Raw genomic sequence first — 18,655 nt, forward strand, 5'->3', positions numbered from 1 at the left:
CCATATCTTTCTAGTATGGGAGTGCTGCTGCCCGATTATTCAGCCAATCCTTTTAGATTTAATTCAATTTGATGATGAAAGCAATATTTCATCAGAAGCTGCTGATGGTCTTCACTAATGTCTGAAAACTCAACCGAGAGGGTTCTCTTCTTGTTTTTCTCATCCCATTGCAGCCTTTTCACTCGGGAAGCTGCTGATACAAGCCTGCGCTTTTCTTGATCGTTAGGCAAATTTATATGGACATCGACCTGTTCGTCCAGGTCAAAACGGTATTCCTCTGGAATGATCATCGATAATCCGCCTGCGCTGATGTTTGCTGTGATCGTCGTGAAAGGCTTTTTTTCTGGATTTCCAGGATACGCTGCAATGTCTAAAAGGGCATCTACCCGAAGAAATTGCCGCCGCTGAATTTTTTCCAGCTCTTCAAAGCCCGGATAACTTAAAGAAATCATAGGAATTTCTTCTTTCAATCTGCCTATCACTTTGCAAGTGAACTGATAAGGAATTTGCTCTTTTGTGACAAACGTGACGACAAGATCTGTGCCGTTGATTAAAAATTTAGATCTTCCTGTCACTTGATCGATAGGGTATGTAATGTGCAATTCTTTTTCAGCAATTTTTGCCACCTTGCATTTTAATACGTGAGGACGGGGGTTTTCGGAATCATAGCTTTCTAAAAGCAAAACATCTCCTACAACCAGCAAAATAATCACTCTTCCCTTGTCGAAAATACACACCCCTATTATTAAAGCACGGAATAAAAAAAAGGAAAAGACTCTTGTTGTCTTTTCCCACAAAATCCCTTAATATATCGGTTCTGCATTTTTTAATTTTTCTACTTTCTCTTCTATGCCTGTATTTGCATTGATAAACATGCGATAGGTGTCATTATCGATCGTTCCAAAAAACTCGTAGCATAAAACTTCATCGGACATTTGATTGGTTATGATGGCTAGCCGGTTGTCTTGTATTTGTACATTTCCGCTCACTTTTTTCTTTGCTTCTTCAAGGGACAGTTTCGGTTTTGGCAGATTTCTTTTCCTGTGATTTGTTAGAAAATCTCTTGCTGAGAATCCGACAATTTCACCGTTATCCAATGCAACCTTCATTCGTACCGTATCTGGATACAACAAAACATCATTTTCCACTGGCACATATGAAAAAATGCCGATATTATCATATTGCTCGCTTTCATCCAGAACAAAATCAGTTGCTTCATAGCCGTTGTCTTTCAAAAATTTCAATGCTTTGTTAGAACCATCATTCAAGCTCAGCTTCTGATCCTTGACTTCACGGTTTTGGATCAAATAGACCGGATATCCGCCTTTTTGGGTTACGTCCATATAAATATTTGTCCCGTGTTTTTCATCATTCATACTTAAGCTGTATACGTCCCGGTTCGTTTTATTCCCGCTTTTTGCGATTGTGAAATCAGAGTTTTGATCCGGCGCAAATTTTTGGGCGATTTTCTTAGCGTCAGACTCCGAAATCTGATCGCCTTTTAAGTGCTGAAAACCTTTTTCTCTCTGCTTTGTAGTAGTATTGTCATTACTTGTATCCGTCTCGGCAAACGAATCTGCATTTTTCTCAATCGTCTTCAATCCGTCAATGATTGTATTGTCGCCTTGTTTTTCGCCTGAAGCCAGAGCCAATTCAACATCCATCCATCTTAAATTATTATCAATCACAAGATGCTGGACGTTTCTTAATTCATTCTGAACGTCTTGGGCATTTGAATAAAGCTGCTTTAGCGTATTGTATTCTTTATCATTTAAAGGTTCTTTTGCGAGATCTCTTACCGCTGTTTGATAGCTGAAATTCCCTATATTCGATAAGAACTCCTCTGTTTTATTAAAGGGCATTAACGTAAGCGGCAGCTGGCTGACACTGCTGTGGGCCTCAGATGCCAGCTTCCACACCTCAGTTAATTCCGGCGAAAGATTTTCTTTGCTGTTCATCGCCAAAGAAGTTCCGATTTTATCATGAAGCTGATCCATATCATAGGCCAAGTCATGAAACGCGCGCTGATAATTGTTTTCCGCATGCAACAGGACAGCATCCTTCTCCTGGTGTTCCTTATACCCCCAATAGCTGGTTCCAATAACGGCTACTCCAAGTATTGCGATTAGTATCCCTCTTATCATTTTTTCTCACCTCGCTGATTTATTCGCAGAATATATGTTTCCCTATCCGTTTGATTTGGGGTCTTCCCCATATCCATGGATTGGTCGCTGTATCCGGATTAAAATAATAGGTAGCATTTTCTGATGGATCCCAGCCATTAATGGCGTCCATCACAGCTTCCTTAGCCGTTTTATCCGGCTCCATATAAATTTGCCCGTCTGCAACAGCTGTAAAAGCCAGCGGCTCGAATATAACACCTGAAATGGTATCAGGAAAATTAGGGCTGTCCAGACGATTTAATATTACAGCGGCGATGGCAACCTGACCGTCGTATGGCTCACCCCTCGCTTCTCCGTAAACCGCTTGAGAGAGCAATCGAATATCATTTTGAGAGTATCCTCCAGCCCTGTTTGCTGCTACCGGTTTCACTTTCTTCTTAGCAGCAGGCTGCTTCTTGTTTTGCTTTGCTTGTTGTTGAGCTGGCTTTTTTTGTTCGTCCGGAAGTGTTTGCCTTGCTTCTGCTTTTTTTCTGGCCTGCCTTCTTGCTTCAGCTGAAGGGCCAGTTTGATATTTTAACGGCATTCCTCCGTAATGTGTGAATTTTTTGCCTTTTTCAAGCTGTTCTCTTACAAACCCCTCATAATATTTCGTTTTGGAGATAAGCTTTTGCTTTGTCTTTTCTCCAACTAAACCATCAACCTCGCCAATTTGAAATTGATCCTGAAAGTTGCGGACAGCCCAATAGGTTCCCCATCCAAACACTCCGTCTATGTTCCCATTGTAATATCCGTTGTACTGAAGCCTTGCTTGGAGTTCAACTACATCTTCACCAGTCGCCCCCCTCTGAATTACCTGGTTAGAGAATGCATAGCTTTTTTCTGAACTGAAAAGTACAAGACACAAAAGTATTACTCCTGCAAAAATAAAGGGTTTATAATAAAATCCTCTTGATTCCATAGCGGCTCCTCCTGTATGAAAGTTTGTACTCCTATTTTCTGTAGGAAGCTAACTTTTATACCAGATTTAGAATCATTGCTTAAAATGCTTCACAGTTTGGTCCAGAAAAGGTTGGCAAAAAAAAGAAACTGCCGCAATGGGCAGTTCAAAATTTTTCTGAGGGAATGGCTTTTATTGTTCTTGCTTGTTTTGCTTTGTGAAGGGAAAACCACCATAAAAAAAACATAAATGGCAACATTAGATAGAGCCAATTTTCTAAACTTAGTAAAATATAATCATAAAATCCGTGTAAAATTACCGGTAGGCCAAGTGAGAGAATAAGCCACTTTCTCCGTGCTTTTTTTTCGGAAAATTTCAGCTTTCCTATGTAAAATCCCATGATTACGCCAAATAGAGCATGGCTTGAAACTGGCAAAAGAGCTCGCGTAAAAGCATACTCCAAACCGTGGCCTACCAAAAATAAAATATTTTCCAAGGTAGCAAAGCCCAGTGAAATGCTTGTCCCATAAACAATTCCATCATAATGGTCATCGAATTCAACATGCTGAAAAATGCCAACCATCAATAGAAACCATTTGAAAAATTCTTCAAGCAAACCTGACGATAAGAAGGAGAGCAGTAGCTTGTTTGTGACCACATTTTCTTGTTCTAACACGTACTGGATGAACATAATCGGAAAAACGAGCAGTACACCCAAAATAAACATACGAATCACAATATGTATTGGTTCGGTATCATATTGATCCTTTAAATAAAAATAAAGCAAAAGTGCAATTCCAGGCGCTATGCCCGCCGAAATAATTGCAACCATGATGAGACCTCTTTCCCATTATATACTCTTGCTTAATCGTATCATGATCACAAGTTGTTGGAAACGAATTATTCCTGATTTTTGAAAAAGGCACACATAATCAGCATATCTCTTCAATGAATAACAATCATATGAGTCGTTTTGTTAATTAGTTGCCTCTTCAAGATTTGCAATTGAAACAGTTAACGTACTGCTCGAGCTGCTGATAGACCCATCGCCCGGTTAGATACGTTTTGCAATTTCTTCAGCTATTAGACCGCCGTGGAATCTGCCGTTCTCAATAAATATTTCATTGGCATTGTTTCCGGCAGCTATGACTCCGGCAATAAAAATGCCGCCGACATTCGATTCCATTGTCTCTTCGTTAAACATAGGCTTTCCGCTTTCGATGTTGATTCCAATTCCCATCCGTCTTAAAAATCTGTGATCCGGGTGGTAGCCTGTCATAGCAAAGACGTAATCATTTTTAATAACTTGAAGCCCTTTTTCTGATGAGTAAAAGGACACTTGATCATCTTTAATTTCATTGACAACAGCTTCGAACTCCATTCTGATTATTCCTTTATTCACGAGAGATTCGAATTCAGGAAGGATCCAAGGTTTCACACTTTTTGAGTAACTGCTTCCCCGGTAGATGACTGTTACCCTTGCGTCAGATTTTACTAATTCCAAGGCTGCATCAACACTCGAATTTTTCCCGCCAATCACAACGACGTCTTTATCAAAAAAAGGATGTGCTTCTTTAAAATAATGAAATACCTTAGGCATATCTTCACCGGGAATATTCATGTAGTTCGGCTGATCATAATAACCAGTTGCCACAACACAAAAATCGGCTTGATATTTCTCTTTATCTGTTGTTATCAGAAAATTGCCGTCTTCGGTTTTCTCCACCGATTCAACCTTTTCAAAGGAATTCACCTTGATTTTTTTTCGCTTCACGACTTCACGATAATAGGTAAGCGCTTGGTTTCTGACCGGTTTCCTGTTTTCTGTAATGAAGGCTACGTTGCCGATCTCCAGCTTTTCGCTTGTACTAAAAAATGTTTGATGGGTAGGATACTGATAAATGCTGTTTGCAATATTTCCCTTTTCAATAACCAGTGAATCTATTCCCTTCGCTTGTAGTTCAATCGCTGCTGAAAGACCACACGGACCCCCGCCAACAATGATTACTTTTTCGTGCTTCATATATTCCACTCCTGTTCGCATGGGCTTTATATATTCAATATCGAAAAAAATCTCCTATCTAATGATAGGAGATTTCCATTTTGGTTGCAAATCCTAAAAAGGTTAAATCCAGCCCCTGAAACGCGAGGCTTCAGCCATTTTTCTTACTCCGACCATATATGCAGCCAGACGCATGTCGATCCGGCGGTTTTTCGCCATTTCATGAATATTGTTAAACGATTTGACCATCAATGCTTCGAGTTTTTCTTCAACTTCTTTTTCCGTCCAATAAAAGCCTTGATTGTTTTGAACCCACTCAAAGTAAGAAACCGTCACTCCTCCTGCACTTGCGAGAACATCTGGCACAAGCAGAATATCTCTATCAGAAAGGATTTTCGTTGCTTCTAACGTCGTTGGTCCATTAGCTGCCTCTACGACAATTTGTGCCCGGATCTGATGGGCATTTTCTTTCGTGATTTGATTTTCAATCGCAGCAGGCACAAGAATATCGCAATCCAATTCAAGCAAATCTTTATTGCTGATCGTATCATTGAACAGCTTTGTCACAGTGCCGAAGCTGTCTCTTCGATCAAGAAGATAATCAACATCCAAGCCGTCAGGATCATAAAGTCCGCCATACGCATCAGAAATACCGACAACCTTTGCTCCTGCTTCGTGCATAAATTTCGCTAGATAGCTGCCAGCATTGCCGAAGCCTTGGACGACGACTTTTGCTCCTTTTAGCGGTATCCCCTTTTTCTTTGCAGCTTCTTTTATACAAATGGTAACGCCTTTGGCAGTCGCAGATTCCCTGCCATGGGACCCGCCTAATACGAGCGGCTTCCCGGTAATAAATCCAGGTGAGTTAAACTCATCGATTCTTGAATATTCATCCATCATCCACGCCATAATTTGTGAATTAGTAAATACGTCCGGAGCAGGGACGTCCTTCGTAGGACCGACGATTTGGCTTATCGCGCGAACGTATCCTCTGCTCAGACGTTCCAATTCCCTAAAGGACATGTCTCTCGGATCACAAACGATCCCGCCTTTTCCACCGCCATATGGAAGATCGACGATGCCGCACTTTAAGCTCATCCAGATCGAAAGCGCTTTAACTTCTTTTTCAGTTACATTCGGGTGAAAACGAATACCGCCTTTTGTCGGCCCAACCGCATCGTTATGCTGAGCCCTGTAGCCTGTGAATATCTTCACAGAACCATCATCCATTCGAACCGGTATTTTAACCGTTAACAGTCTGAGAGGTTCTTTTAATAATTCATACATTTCATCAGGATACCCTAATTTATTTAAGGCCTTATGTATCACCGTTTGAGTAGATTTCAACACATCATCTTGATCTTCTTCTGCTTGGCCTGTGTTTTGAACGGTTACCATTAAGTTAACCTCCTAGAGCTTTCATGTTAGTCGCTTGTTTGCCTTTCAGACATTAGTATACACGTTCCGTTTGTGTATGCAAAGATGAAACCGTTGATTTTTCACAAAAAATTGAAGTGACTTTAGCTTGATGATTTAGTTCATTTCTTAGCTGTTTCGCACTGAGCAATGTGAAAAAGCCCGATACTATCGGGCCGCAAAATTTATTCGAAATCACTGAAAATGCATTTGAATCGTTTCTACTGCATTTCCATCCATGATTTTGTTTCCATATTCCTCTAGACGATAAATAGTAATCGTTGCAGGACTGCCGTACTCAGCCAGAATTGCAACAATCCGTTCGACTGGATTATCGGCGAAAAAGTCTAAGCAGAGAAAATAAATTCCATTAAACTGGTATACACTTCCTCCGTTAATTCCCATTCTGTGGAGACTCTTGGAAAGTTGAATGACGTCTTCGAATGTCTGGAATTCATATATGACGTCAGCATTTTCATCAAGTTTGACCTGCATTTCAATATAATCATCATCATAATCGTCATCATCATGATCTGTATCTTGATTTTTGGTGACAATAACAACCATTCCTTGAGCCTGGAGAGAATAAACTTCGACTGCAATTGGTCCATTCGCCTCAAAGCCGAGCTCTACATTTGCTTCATTCATCATATCTTTAAACAATTGATGGACTTTAAATGAATCCTTCCAAAGGTCGTCTTTCGTCAACCCCCGGTCAGTCAGATCATCAAGTGTAAGAAAGATTTTAATCTTATTGTAGTTCAGACGCTCAAGCCGCATAACATTCCCTCCTGCCTCTTCTAACATCCTATTGTATTATATGAAATACAAATCTATAGGTTCATAATTTTGTATTCAGTTTACACTGTGAAGGAAAGGAAGACAAGCACTATTGTTGCTTTTCTTCCCATAGATCATTTTTTTCATAAACTGGAACACACTGGATAAAATGTACTTCCGGCGGAGCTGACAGCCTTAACGGAACCTTAGATGTACCGTATCCATTGCTAATGAGAAAATCAGTGCTATTAATTTTCCCTGTTCCTCCTAATGCATACCTGGCGATGGGACCGATTCGTATTTGGCCTCCATGGGTATGTCCGCTCAATATCAGGTCGATCCCGTCGTTTGGTTCTATCTGTTGATGCACCTTCGGATTGTGGGAAATTAGCAAGGTGAAATGATTGGTATCAAGCCCTTGTATCGATTTTGGGTAATCCGGAATCCCTTCCTTTATATCGTCAATACCGACAAGATTGATTAGTTGTTTTTCTTTCTTAAAAATGCAGGATTCATTACGAAGAGCAGTAATCCCGTATTTTTTAAGGACTGAAAACAGAAAGGATTGATTTACTTCATAGTCGTTATTTCCCCATACAAAAAGAGTTTTTGCCAATGAAGAGAGCTTGTTTAAATTGTCATCGATTTGTGAATCAGGCACATTTTTTTCAGCTAGATCTCCGCCGATGATTACAAGGTCTATTTTTTCTTTTCCGATGTCATTAATGAATTCATCACTGATCTCTCGTTGATGAATATCTGATATAAAAAAGATGTTTACCTGCTTCGTAAAGTCTTTTTTATGGATCTGAAAGACATTCTTAATCAATCGATTTTCTTTGGCAAGCTTAAACATCTTTCTGTATAGAAAATAACTCACTGCAATGATGATAAGTGCAATAGCCCACAGCAGCTCCATCGCGATCAAAAACATCCACTCCTGTCTTTCGTAAAACATACAGCATTCATAAAGCCTTCGATCTATTTGCTTTCAAAATACAAGTTGATATCATATGATTCCTTCATGATGCGATATACCGTTTCTCTAGTTTCCCATTTTTGCGGCAGCGGCCATAAATCCGGGCTTTTTTGAATAATTTCACATCTTAGCTTATGGTATTCGTTTTCTGCCTTATCCTCTTTCTTATGGAAGAAAAAGGATGCGCTATACGAAAAAGCGATCGCTAAGATCCAGAATATCGAAGTGCTGTCGCTAAATAAATAATAAAGGATAGATCCGGATTGGCCGGATTTCAAGTATAAGGTGATGCAAAAAATGAAAAAGCAAACGAAACAGACGATTCTCCAACGGAGGACATGTTTTTTAAATTGCTCAAATTTTTGTTTCCTTTTTATTAACGCTTCGAGCATCTTTCTTGTAGGTTCATCTACAAACTTATCCGCATCGCTAAGAATGATCGGCATATTTTCACACCTTGTCCTATAGTCTTAGTACAATGTATGAAAAGAATCGTCTATTATGCTACTCCTGAACAGGGATCTCAAGGACCTGCCCGCTGTGTATTTCATTTCCGTTAAGATGATTATGTTCACGGATCAGTTCTTCACCATTACGGCTGTTATAATATTTCATGGATATTCTGTAAAGCGTTTCTTTCCCTTTTACCGTATGTTGAATAATATTTGTTTTTTTCTCTGCTGATTTTTTATTGGCTGCTTCCTTTTTTCCTTGGGAAGAATTACCCTTTGCATTCGTCCTATTTTGCTCAACACTTCGTGATTCCTCATTTTCCGGTAAAGATGCCTGTCTCACTTCTTCCGTGTTTTCATTAGATGAATCAGGCATCTGCATCGAACTGCGATCGCCTTTTTCCTCGTACTCGTATTCATCTAATTGATTGTTCGATGCTGGACCGACTTCAAAGAAACGTAAGCCGATCCAAACAAGAACAGGTATACAAAAAAAGATGATTGCCATAGCTGTAAGCAAAGGATACGATCCTTTTTTGTTTTGTTTATTTTCACGTAAGGATTGCCTGGTTGGAAGCCCTTGTTCGGTACCTTGTTCGGCATTTACAGTTGAATTGTCGGTTGATTCCTCAGTAATGGCAGGATTTTTATTCTGTTTTTTTCTCTCCACTCTTGACATGGTTGTCATAAAGATCCCTCCTGACATATTGAAAACGTATGTACAATGCAAGAACAAAGTCGATCATAAAATGTGCAGCCACAGGGGCGAAAAGATTGTCAGTCCATTGATAAACAAGGCCCAAAAGAAAGCTGACGCCAACTACCATAATAAATAATACGGCTTTTTCCAAATATCTGAAGTGCAAGATTGCGAACAGAATACTTGAAGCCCACAGCCCAAAATTCGTTTGGATGATCCCCCTGAATAAAATTTCTTCAGTAAAGGAAATCGTAAGAGTAAGCAAAAGCAGATGCGGAACAGATCTTTTTGCAAAAACCCGTTGATTGATGCCCCCATCGTCTAACATATGTTCCGGAAAAATGCGCATAGCTGCAAAATCGATACAAATGACGAGCACTGCTGTAGCTGCCCCGTACGTAACGATTCGCATGTCGGACAAGCTCCATAACGCAAGAAAAGAATGCAGGTCTGGAAAAAGAAAGAAGCCCAAACTGCTTGCTATTACAAGCATGATCAACTGGGTCAAGTAAAGCTGTCTTAGCAGCTCCTTGTCTGACAGCCGTGTAACGAGTTCTTTTTGTTTGTTTAACATTGTATGCCACTTTTTTTATTAAAAATATGGTTCAACTCCACTTTCCAATGCTGCATTGCCTTTTCTTCCTTTTTGCTGCTGTTGTCTTGAATAAACACGCTCTCATCGAGCCCGCAGTAGGAACAGCATCCTTTACGTTCATGCTGTCTGTGCTGCGTCTCACCAAAATAGGAAAGCAAAGAGTCCCTAAAACAATTCTTTTTTTCGATCAGCCGTACAAATGCAAATAGCTTTTGTTGCTTATACTGCTGCCGTTCTTTTACCTCATTGATAATCATATGTTCTTTTTCTTCATTTACATCGTTGTACTTGCTCAAAAGATGGAACAAATAACGGACCTTCGTTTCTGATAAATCAGCTTCAAACAAGCTCTCGATCATCATATTTTTGTTGTTCCCGCTCTCATTTTGAAACTTTAGGCCTAATTTAATTTCATTTTCAGTTAAATGATCCGTTTGAATAAGATTTATCTGCTGTTCAAGATCACCCGGTGACCGAAACAAAACTGCAAGGCTTTGTTTTCCATCACGACCGGCTCTGCCAGCCTCCTGCAAATAGGCTTCTACGGTTTGGGGCAATTGAAAGTGCAGCACATACCTGACGTTTGGTTTATCAATTCCCATTCCAAATGCGTTCGTACAGCAAATAACATCCAATTGGTCTGATAAGAACTGCTGCTGGATTAAAGCCCTTGTCTCCGTTTCCATACCTCCATGATAAAAATCGACTGAACAGCCGCATTCTTCACGAATCAAATCAGCAAGGTCTTCTGCCCACTGTCTCGTCGGACAATAAACTATGCCCGGTCCCTTCAGCCGTTTTACCAGCTTTATCGTTTTCTTTATTTTATTCTCCGCATGTTCCGTTTCTTCTATTTTAAAAGAAATGTTTGGCCTGTCTGCTGAATAAATATGATAGTTCGTGTCTTTAAGCCGTAAAAGACGAGTAATATCACTTATTGTTTCCTTGGTTGCTGTAGCAGTTAATGCCAAGCATACGGGGTCTCCCAAAACCGCCTTAATTTCCCCAAGCTTTGAATAATCCGGACGGAAATCATGCCCCCATTGAGATATGCAATGAGCTTCATCCACAACAAATAAACTGATGTTTACAGTGCACAATTTAGCAATGATCGCTTTTGATTGCAAAATTTCTGGTGTTACATAAACAAATTTATATCGTTCTAAACGATTTAACGCCATTTGCTTCTCCATTGGGGTAATCGATCCATTCAAACCAATTACCCTTTTTTCGCCTTTCATTTTCAACTGGGTAATCTGGTCCTCCATTAAAGAAAGCAACGGGGAAACAATAATAACTATTCCTTCAAGAAGATATCCGGGAAGCTGATAGCATAATGATTTTCCTCCGCCTGTAGGCAGCATCGTTATCGTATTTTTTTGCTCCAGGATGCTTTGAATCGTCTCCTTCTGCCCTTTCCGAAACGACTTATAACCCGTGTGTTCCTGCAATACTCTGTATAAATTATTCATTTTGGTTCACCTTTTGCGTTAAAGCTAATCGAATCTGAAAATAACTGAATTTCCCGTTCAGACTTTCATTTATCCGCTTAAGCTTATTCGTTCGAAGCTTTTCAGCGCATGTTGTTATGATATCTAATTCGCCTTTTGAGAGAAATGGGTCAATTGAGAAAAAAGGGTCATGAATCGCAATCTCAACAACATGATCTTCGATAGTCGCAGTCTTTAAGCTTCTTGCAGCTGCAATTTCAGATATTGTAACCCCCTGCTTTAACATGAGCAACGTTTTTCTAGAAGAAGCAGTTAAAAAATTTCTCATCGAATATTCAGAGAGCATCTCGTTTAATATTGGCGTTTCACTTTTTGAAGACGTTTGAATAATATAATGTATGACATTCCAAAATAGTGCGTAAATATACCAGTAATCTTCCCTGAACCGATTTGCCAGCTGACGATGGGTCCAGCCAACACGATGAGCGGATGTTAAAGAATACACAAAAACTTCCGCTTCTTTTTCTCCTTGTTGCAGGAGGATTTCCTCCAGCTCTTTATATAAAGCTTCTGCAAAATGATCCAAACGGCCTTGATCTTTTAAATGCTTCTTCACCCACTCTCTAATCTTGTGGTCGGAGGATATGGGGATATACGAACGTCTTTCGTTCAAATAATTAGAAAGAACCTGAATCATAAGTGACAATCTGCTCCAAAAAACTCTAGCGGCTTGATGATAATGGGCACCGTGCAGAAAACGCGGCCATGGAGATTTTATAAAGCCTGTATTTACGGACTCAATACCCTCCTTAGTTAAACTGAAGGAATCGACAGCTTCATGATGTATGATAAAATCAATTCTATGCAATTTCAAAAGCCTTTCATGAAACTCTATTGGCGATATGGCAGGAAATAAACCTCTATATTTAGCTAAAGAAAACAATTTACCATCTTGTATCGTTTGCGAGGATTTTTTTCCTTTTAATAAATGATAGATGGCGCTTCCTGACCTTTCATTTTGAAAGGCGCTGATGCAGTCCATTATGAGAAGGTCAAGATAGTCAACAGACATGAAACCACCTGCCTTATTTTAGCTTATCCTGTCTATATTTTAGCAGATTTTCGTAGAAAGATAAGGTTTATTGTCTATTCGTCTGGGAAAAGGATATAGAGATAGGTGACGAAATCACTTTTCCCTTAGGAAAATGTTGAAATAAAACAATAACACCTATAGAATAAGTAATGAAGAATGGGTTTAAAATTGATAATTTTCGAATGAAACCCTTTATTTCGATATTGAACAGCTAGGGAGGTTATAAATCATGCCGAAATATACAATTGTAGATAAAGATACCTGCATTGCATGCGGAGCTTGCGGAGCGGCAGCACCTGATATCTACGACTACGATGATGAAGGAATCGCATATGTAACACTCGATGAAAATAAAGGGGTTGTAGAGGTTCCTGAAGTTTTAGAAGAAGATATGATGGATGCTTTTGAAGGATGCCCGACGGAATCAATTAAAGTCGCGGACGAACCTTTTGAAGGAGATCCGCTTAAATACGAATAAAATAAAACTTCCATACTTGGAAGTTTTATTTTTAAACATAAAGAAGCATCCTGATCTTAAAGACCAGGATGCTTCTTTATTATTTAAAAGCTTTTCGCTGATTCATAATCCAAGGGCGCATATTTGCAAAGATAATGGCAAATAGGATTGTAATAATCAGCCCCTTAATGACATTAAAAGGTAAGATACCAGCGACTATAGCAGTTCTTAATTCATCTGACGACAAGACTGGGAAATCAAAGAACCAAGTATAAGCGGGTAAAATCAAAAAGTAATTTAATACGCTCATGACAACGGTCATAATCAGCGTACCGACAGAAAGGCTGAACAAAATCCCCTTAGTGTTCTGCAGCCTTTTATATATAAATGCGACCGGCAGAATAAACAGGACTCCGGCAATAAAATTGGCTGCCTGCCCGATCGGAACCCCGGATCCTTGAAAAATGTAATGCAATATATTTTTTATCCCTTCCACCACAATACCCGCAACAGGTCCGTATAGCAAAGTAGCGAGAATTGCAGGAACATCGCTAAAATCAATTTTTAAATAGGTTGGCAATCCTGGAAAAGGAAAATTTAACATCATCAAAACAAATGCGATACTGCTCAACATACTTGTGACGACTAATTGCCTGACATTGCTCTTATTCAATTTTTTCTCTCCTTTTCGATCAATTCCTTCGAAAAGTGGAAATGTTCCATCTGACTGCGACACTAAAACCCCGTTTATTTGTAATAAACGGGGTTGAATCGACAGCAGATCAAATAAACGTCTAAAATGTTCCATTTTAAACGAATGAACCTCCATCTTCTCCCATCCAGACTATACTGTCGGCTTCGGAATTTCACCGAATCCTGCCCGAAAAAAAAGGCTCGCGGGCTTAAAGCAATATGCTTATCACCGCCGGTAGGGACTTTCACCCTGCCCCGAAGATTGATCAATATTTTTTAATATTATATACGTTTTGTGAAAATATGTACAGAATATTGTTTAATAATCGAGTATACTGTATAAGTACTATTAGAGCGCACCTCTGATTTTCGTATTTCCGAATAAAAATGATTCTGGCATTAGGAATACGTTACGAATATTTTCTTAGTTAATAAAGTCGCCCAAGAGGTTTAACGCTTTACTGCTTTACCTAAGCATTGACACTTTGAGTGTTTCTGTGATAAATTATCAATATTTATGAAGTATAATTAGGAGGAAATCTTACAATGTTTCGAGTGCTGGTCTCTGATAAAATGAGCAACGACGGGTTAAAACCCTTATTGAATTCTGAATTAATTGAAATCGTACAGAAAAACGTATCAGAAGTCGAAGATGAATTACATACATTTCATGGGCTTTTGGTAAGAAGTGCAACCAAGGTAACTGAAGATCTCTTTCAAAAGATGACTTCATTAAAAATTGTGGCACGCGCCGGGGTCGGTGTCGACAACATTGACATAGACGAAGCGACAAAGCACGGCGTAATCGTCATTAACGCTCCTAACGGCAATACCATTTCAACTGCAGAGCATACCTTTGCAATGTTTGCTTCTTTAATGAGACATATCCCCCAAGCAAATATTTCTGTGAAATCAAAAGAATGGAACCGGACAGCGTTTGTCGGTGCTGAACTTTATGGGAAGACATTAGGAATCGTCGGAATGGGAAGAATCGGAAGCGAGATCGCTTATCGGGCGAAAGCATTCGGAATGACGGTACATGTTTTCGACCCATTCCTTACCCAAGACCGCGCAGAAAAGCTAGGAGTGACTTCAAGTACATTTGATGAACTGCTGTCTGCTGCCGACATTATTACCGTCCATACCCCTTTAACAAAGGATACGAAAGGGCTTTTAAACAGAGAAACGATTGCAAAAACGAAAAAAGGCGTTCGCCTGATAAACTGTGCCCGAGGCGGGATCATTGATGAAGAGGCTCTTTATGAAGCATTGGAAAGCGGACAAGTTGCAGGTGCTGCATTAGATGTTTTTGAGGTAGAGCCTCCAGTGGACAATAAACTAGTGGATCACCCAAATGTTGTTGCTACTCCTCATCTTGGAGCATCTACAAAAGAGGCACAGTTAAATGTAGCTGCGCAGGTATCTGAAGAGGTTCTGCAATACGCTAAAGGCCAGCCAGTTCATTCGGCTATCAATTTGCCTGCCATGAGCAAAGATGCGTTCACCAAAATCCAACCGTATCATCAACTGGCTTCAAGAATCGGAAATCTTGTCTCTCAATGTATGCGGGAACCAGTTAAAGATGTTGCGATCGAATATGAAGGGTCTATTGAAGATTTAGAAACTTCCTTTATTACAAAAAGCCTTTTAGCCAGCTTTATCAGCCAACGCGTTGATTCCACTGTGAATGAAGTTAATGTTGGTATGATCGCCAGAGAACGAGGAATCAGCTTTAGCGAAAAGTTTTCAACTGCCGACAGCGGTTACGAAAACACTATTTCTGTAAAAGTAACAGGAGATTACTCTACATTTACTCTAATGGCTACACACATTCCTCACATTGGAGGACGAATCGTTTCTATAAATGGATTTACGATAGATTTCTATCCATCTGGCCACCTCATTTATATTCATCATCGTGATATGCCGGGAATTATCGGCAATGTTGGACAGATTTTGGGAGAACATGGAGTCAACATCGCTACGATGCAGGTAGGACGAAAAGAAAAAGGCGGAGAAGCAATCATGATGCTCTCGTTTGATCGCCAATTAGAAGAAGAAATTGTCGAAAAGCTGAAAAGCATATCTGACATAGTGTCTGTTCGTTCAATCGATTTGCCTAATTAATGATTCAATTTATGAGATCCTCAGCTATATGCTGAGGATCTTTTTAAATCGGATCAGTGATGACATATAGTTTTTGATTCATATGTATCACCGTAGTTTTAAGATTGTTCATGCGCTGCAATTTTTGAACGGACATTCCGTTTTTTTTCGCTACGCTAAATAACGTATCTCCTTTTTTCACCACATACATTCTCGTTGACTCGCCATGTGCCGATAGAAAAAGCTTATCACCGGGAGCGATCGCTGCAGATTTAAGCTCATTTATTTTCATTAACTCAACAACTGTTGAATGATGTTCTTTTGCAATTGACCAAAGGGTATCCCCTTTTTTCACCGTTACGTCCATCAATTTCTTATTGTTCACACTTGTTTTTGCTTGTACAGGTACAGTTTGCTCTTGAAATTGGTCTTTTTTGATCATATGTAATGGATCAACCGCAAATCGTTTGTCCGGCGTCCAGTTTCCCCGATGCACTTCAAAATGAAGGTGTGTGCCTGTCGAGATACCCGTATTTCCGATAATCCCAATGACTTCGCCCCTTTTTACCTTTTCACCTTCACGATACATGCGTTTGCTTAAATGAGCATAAACGGTTTCATAGCCGTCTTCATGCGCCAAAAAAATCACATGTCCGTATGATGAAGAGTAATATGACTTTTCTACAACCCCATCATCTACGGCACGAATTTCTTCACCTTCTGAAGCAGCGATATCAATTCCCTTATGCTTACCTTCTCTTGTCCCAAATAAATCTGTGAGCTCTCCTTTTACCGGCTGTATCCAATCCTTCCCTTTTGATTCCTCAGCTATTGCAAAAGGCGTGCGCACAACTAAACAAAGCAGAAGAATTCCAGAGATGAGAAGACTTACAGCATGACAAAATTTCAAAAAGATTCCCTCCTAATATACTCATGACAGCTTAGTATTGGGAAAATATACTTTTTTTATACATGTATTCTTTCGTTCAACGTTATTAGAGAAAAATAAAAAAGACCCTAAAAAGGGCCTTCATCAATTTATTTTAATCGGATTCGGGGCAGCTGGAACATCTATTGGCTTTGTTACATCATATGACCCGATCCTTGTTTTCGATAAATTTGTGAAAAGAACCTGTTGATAGCCGAACTCCTTCGCTGTCAGCATTATCCCCTCAAGCATCGCCAGCTCATCTGCAGGTTGTATCTGTTCTTTTGTATCAGAAAAATTTACGATAAGTTCATGTCCTTCGCTTTGAACAGATTCAATGGACAAGCCGTCCGGCATAAGCGGCTTGATTTGTTCGGCTCCGAAGGCAATTTTCATTGAATCAAATGCTTCCTCGACTGTATTAAAAGACTGCTCAGTAGGCATGAGATATCTTTCGCCTGAATCGGTTTCATACTTAAGATAAGCATTTTTTTCTTGTATTTTTTCGATTTCTTCCATTCCTCCAAGCAAGTCGCCTGCTACACTTGCATTGCCTTTAATTTGAACTCTATCATACGGGCTCCATTTCATTGTTTCTTTTAGGAGCTTTTCAAACCATTGAGATTCAGCGGAAGATGAAAGATCATCATTTTTAGATAAGAAAACTGTAACCTCTTTATTGCCGCTATCCTCTTCAATCTTCATATTATCGTAAAAAGGAGGTTTAAATAAGCCAAGATCTTTCAGCTTTAGTTTGTCATATTTCTTTATAATATCATTTATGTTTTCCGTTTCGGTCGATTTTTCGATACTTACTGGAATAACGGACGCCATAGCAGCATCCGTAAATGCAACCGTGAAATAACGCTTTGCATCCCTTGCAGGAACGATCAGTGATTTTTCATTTGTCTCTTCAGAAGACTGCTCTAGCCCAGCATCCTTTTCAATCTCTTTTTGAAAAGTTACAGCTGAATCATCAGTAGATGCTTCCTCTTTCATTTGCAAATTGCTCTCAGATGATTCGGAAGCGTTTTGATTCCCTTTAAAAAATACAGGAGCAATAAGGAAAGCGAGAAAGAGAACAGCAAATGACGCTAGAACAGGCCACACCCAATGTTTATTCTTCTTTTTCTCTTGCTTAGCCATGAGAAGCTGCTTATATACCTGTTGAGCTGAACGTTGGTCCTTAACTGTTGGAAGTTGATTTAGTAATACCTTTATCCGTTCTTCGTTCCACTCGTTCTTCTTCAAATCCCTGTTCCTCCTTCAAAAGCTCCAGATGTTTGCGAAGTGATTTTAAACCTCTATGCTGTGTTGTTTTTACTTTGCTTTCAGAGAACGTCAACGCCTCAGCCGTTTCGGATATCGAAAACCCATGGATAAATCTGAGAATAATAACCGATCTTTGGTCGATCGTACATTCATCTAATGCATTGTAAATTTCCTGCAAATTTTCATTTTGCTCAACCAATTCATCTGGAAGCTGCTGCGAGTCTTTGATTTCCTGCTTATCCCAATCGAAAGTCCCGAGCATTCGCTGCCTTAATGTTTGCTGCTTTCTAAACCAATCAATGGCGACGTGCCTTGCAATCGATAGCAGCCAGGTTTTTTCACTGCTCCTGCCTTCAAAGTTTTTATAGGATTTAAGCACTCTTATGTATACTTCTTGAACTAGATCCTCAGCTTGAGATTTATCTTTCACCATATAGAATAAAAATTGGAATATATCGTTGTGGTAGTTTTCATATATTCTTTGAAAGGTTTCTTCCAAAGGAAAAACCTCCGTTCACATTATTGTCGTATGCAACTAAAAAAAGTTACATTACAACTATATTACGCGAGTGAAAGAATTGAAAGGAAAAATCCCTTAATTTTATCTTAATATTCCAATTCCCTCCCAGGTAAAACGGTCTATGTTTCGCATGAAACAAGATTGTTCGTCA

The 18,655-nt window shown here is 39.5% G+C and carries 19 protein-coding genes and 1 riboswitch; of the genes, 2 read left to right on the plus strand and 17 right to left on the minus strand.

Going from position 1 to position 18,655, the window contains the following annotated elements:
* Positions 1–35 precede the first annotated feature (35 nt).
* The 13 genes from JOC74_RS04685 to JOC74_RS04745 form a co-directional block, all read right to left on the minus strand.
* Complete coding sequence (locus tag JOC74_RS04685; protein WP_053603192.1) at positions 36–704, minus strand: flagellar brake protein; 669 nt, start codon at positions 702–704, stop codon at positions 36–38.
* A 99-nt stretch (positions 705–803) separates the two neighbouring features.
* Complete coding sequence (gene ypeB / locus JOC74_RS04690; protein WP_053603193.1) at positions 804–2,144, minus strand: germination protein YpeB; 1,341 nt, start codon at positions 2,142–2,144, stop codon at positions 804–806.
* A gap of 19 nt (positions 2,145–2,163) precedes the next feature.
* Positions 2,164–3,081: a spore cortex-lytic enzyme gene (gene sleB, locus JOC74_RS04695; RefSeq protein ID WP_053603194.1), complete on the minus strand. Its 918-nt coding sequence runs from the start codon at positions 3,079–3,081 to the stop codon at positions 2,164–2,166.
* 145 nt (positions 3,082–3,226) lie between these two features.
* Positions 3,227–3,892, minus strand: coding sequence for a glutamic-type intramembrane protease PrsW (prsW, locus tag JOC74_RS04700; RefSeq protein ID WP_053603195.1), 666 nt, complete (start codon positions 3,890–3,892; stop codon positions 3,227–3,229).
* Between the two features lie 222 nt (positions 3,893–4,114).
* The gene (locus JOC74_RS04705; RefSeq protein ID WP_053603196.1) at positions 4,115–5,083 is read right to left on the minus strand and encodes a YpdA family putative bacillithiol disulfide reductase; all 969 of its coding nucleotides are present in this window, start codon (positions 5,081–5,083) and stop codon (positions 4,115–4,117) included.
* Positions 5,084–5,185: 102 nt separating this feature from the next.
* Positions 5,186–6,460: a Glu/Leu/Phe/Val family dehydrogenase gene (locus JOC74_RS04710; protein ID WP_053603197.1), complete on the minus strand. Its 1,275-nt coding sequence runs from the start codon at positions 6,458–6,460 to the stop codon at positions 5,186–5,188.
* A 213-nt stretch (positions 6,461–6,673) separates the two neighbouring features.
* Positions 6,674–7,258 carry a genetic competence negative regulator gene (locus JOC74_RS04715; protein WP_053603198.1) on the minus strand — a complete coding sequence of 195 codons (585 nt, stop codon included), beginning with the start codon at positions 7,256–7,258 and terminating at the stop codon, positions 6,674–6,676.
* Positions 7,259–7,367: 109 nt separating this feature from the next.
* On the minus strand, positions 7,368–8,177 hold the full coding sequence (locus JOC74_RS04720; protein ID WP_053606021.1) for a metallophosphoesterase: 810 nt from the start codon (positions 8,175–8,177) through the stop codon (positions 7,368–7,370).
* A 62-nt stretch (positions 8,178–8,239) separates the two neighbouring features.
* Positions 8,240–8,683 (minus strand): YpbF family protein, encoded by a 444-nt coding sequence (locus tag JOC74_RS04725; protein ID WP_053603199.1) that lies wholly within the window; start codon positions 8,681–8,683, stop codon positions 8,240–8,242.
* 58 nt (positions 8,684–8,741) lie between these two features.
* Complete coding sequence (locus JOC74_RS04730) at positions 8,742–9,377, minus strand: LysM peptidoglycan-binding domain-containing protein (protein WP_053603200.1); 636 nt, start codon at positions 9,375–9,377, stop codon at positions 8,742–8,744.
* A complete protein-coding gene (locus JOC74_RS04735) occupies positions 9,337–9,963 on the minus strand; it encodes a CPBP family intramembrane glutamic endopeptidase (RefSeq protein WP_053603201.1) in 627 nt (208 codons plus the stop codon). Before JOC74_RS04735 ends, JOC74_RS04730 begins: the two co-directional genes overlap by 41 nt.
* Positions 9,957–11,456, minus strand: coding sequence for a RecQ family ATP-dependent DNA helicase (locus tag JOC74_RS04740; protein WP_053603202.1), 1,500 nt, complete (start codon positions 11,454–11,456; stop codon positions 9,957–9,959). Before JOC74_RS04740 ends, JOC74_RS04735 begins: the two co-directional genes overlap by 7 nt.
* On the minus strand, positions 11,449–12,507 hold the full coding sequence (locus JOC74_RS04745) for a YpbB family protein (protein ID WP_053603203.1): 1,059 nt from the start codon (positions 12,505–12,507) through the stop codon (positions 11,449–11,451). The genes JOC74_RS04740 and JOC74_RS04745 overlap by 8 nt, the downstream gene beginning before the upstream one ends.
* A 250-nt stretch (positions 12,508–12,757) precedes the next feature.
* Between JOC74_RS04745 and JOC74_RS04750 the strand changes: the two genes are divergently transcribed.
* Complete coding sequence (locus JOC74_RS04750) at positions 12,758–13,006, plus strand: ferredoxin (RefSeq protein ID WP_053603204.1); 249 nt, start codon at positions 12,758–12,760, stop codon at positions 13,004–13,006.
* Positions 13,007–13,085: 79 nt separating this feature from the next.
* Here the strand turns inward: JOC74_RS04750 and JOC74_RS04755 are convergent, their stop codons facing one another.
* Positions 13,086–13,658 (minus strand): ECF transporter S component, encoded by a 573-nt coding sequence (locus JOC74_RS04755; RefSeq protein WP_225970382.1) that lies wholly within the window; start codon positions 13,656–13,658, stop codon positions 13,086–13,088.
* Positions 13,659–13,808: 150 nt separating this feature from the next.
* Positions 13,809–13,945: riboswitch (FMN riboswitch) on the minus strand.
* A gap of 279 nt (positions 13,946–14,224) precedes the next feature.
* Here JOC74_RS04755 and serA point away from each other — a divergent pair.
* A complete protein-coding gene (gene serA / locus JOC74_RS04760) occupies positions 14,225–15,805 on the plus strand; it encodes a phosphoglycerate dehydrogenase (RefSeq protein ID WP_053603205.1) in 1,581 nt (526 codons plus the stop codon).
* Positions 15,806–15,848: 43 nt separating this feature from the next.
* Here the strand turns inward: serA and JOC74_RS04765 are convergent, their stop codons facing one another.
* From JOC74_RS04765 to sigX, 3 genes are all read right to left on the minus strand, one after another.
* Positions 15,849–16,694: a M23 family metallopeptidase gene (locus JOC74_RS04765; RefSeq protein WP_245212791.1), complete on the minus strand. Its 846-nt coding sequence runs from the start codon at positions 16,692–16,694 to the stop codon at positions 15,849–15,851.
* A 123-nt stretch (positions 16,695–16,817) separates the two neighbouring features.
* Entirely contained in the window at positions 16,818–17,963 is a 1,146-nt protein-coding gene (locus JOC74_RS04770; protein ID WP_053603206.1) for an RsiX family anti-sigma factor, read from the minus strand.
* Positions 17,899–18,483 carry an RNA polymerase sigma factor SigX gene (gene sigX / locus JOC74_RS04775; protein ID WP_053603207.1) on the minus strand — a complete coding sequence of 195 codons (585 nt, stop codon included), beginning with the start codon at positions 18,481–18,483 and terminating at the stop codon, positions 17,899–17,901. The genes JOC74_RS04770 and sigX overlap by 65 nt, the downstream gene beginning before the upstream one ends.
* Between the last annotated feature and the right edge of the window lie 172 nt (positions 18,484–18,655).

It is taken from the genome of Bacillus capparidis, from assembly GCF_017832095.1.
In the GTDB taxonomy this organism is placed as follows: domain Bacteria; phylum Bacillota; class Bacilli; order Bacillales; family Bacillaceae; genus Bacillus; species Bacillus gobiensis.

Bases quoted from the DNA above. Each gene is read 5' to 3' on its own strand.
- ypeB (WP_053603193.1), bottom strand. From the start codon at position 2,144: ATGATAAGAGGGATACTAATCGCAATACTTGGAGTAGCCGTTATTGGA.
- sleB (WP_053603194.1), bottom strand. From the start codon at position 3,081: ATGGAATCAAGAGGATTTTATTATAAACCCTTTATTTTTGCAGGAGTA.
- prsW (WP_053603195.1), bottom strand. From the start codon at position 3,892: ATGGTTGCAATTATTTCGGCGGGCATAGCGCCTGGAATTGCACTTTTG.
- JOC74_RS04705 (WP_053603196.1), bottom strand. From the start codon at position 5,083: ATGAAGCACGAAAAAGTAATCATTGTTGGCGGGGGTCCGTGTGGTCTT.
- JOC74_RS04710 (WP_053603197.1), bottom strand. From the start codon at position 6,460: ATGGTAACCGTTCAAAACACAGGCCAAGCAGAAGAAGATCAAGATGAT.
- JOC74_RS04715 (WP_053603198.1), bottom strand. From the start codon at position 7,258: ATGCGGCTTGAGCGTCTGAACTACAATAAGATTAAAATCTTTCTTACA.
- JOC74_RS04720 (WP_053606021.1), bottom strand. From the start codon at position 8,177: ATGGAGCTGCTGTGGGCTATTGCACTTATCATCATTGCAGTGAGTTAT.
- JOC74_RS04725 (WP_053603199.1), bottom strand. From the start codon at position 8,683: ATGCCGATCATTCTTAGCGATGCGGATAAGTTTGTAGATGAACCTACA.
- JOC74_RS04730 (WP_053603200.1), bottom strand. From the start codon at position 9,377: ATGACAACCATGTCAAGAGTGGAGAGAAAAAAACAGAATAAAAATCCT.
- JOC74_RS04735 (WP_053603201.1), bottom strand. From the start codon at position 9,963: ATGTTAAACAAACAAAAAGAACTCGTTACACGGCTGTCAGACAAGGAG.
- JOC74_RS04740 (WP_053603202.1), bottom strand. From the start codon at position 11,456: ATGAATAATTTATACAGAGTATTGCAGGAACACACGGGTTATAAGTCG.
- JOC74_RS04745 (WP_053603203.1), bottom strand. From the start codon at position 12,507: ATGTCTGTTGACTATCTTGACCTTCTCATAATGGACTGCATCAGCGCC.
- JOC74_RS04750 (WP_053603204.1), top strand. From the start codon at position 12,758: ATGCCGAAATATACAATTGTAGATAAAGATACCTGCATTGCATGCGGA.
- serA (WP_053603205.1), top strand. From the start codon at position 14,225: ATGTTTCGAGTGCTGGTCTCTGATAAAATGAGCAACGACGGGTTAAAA.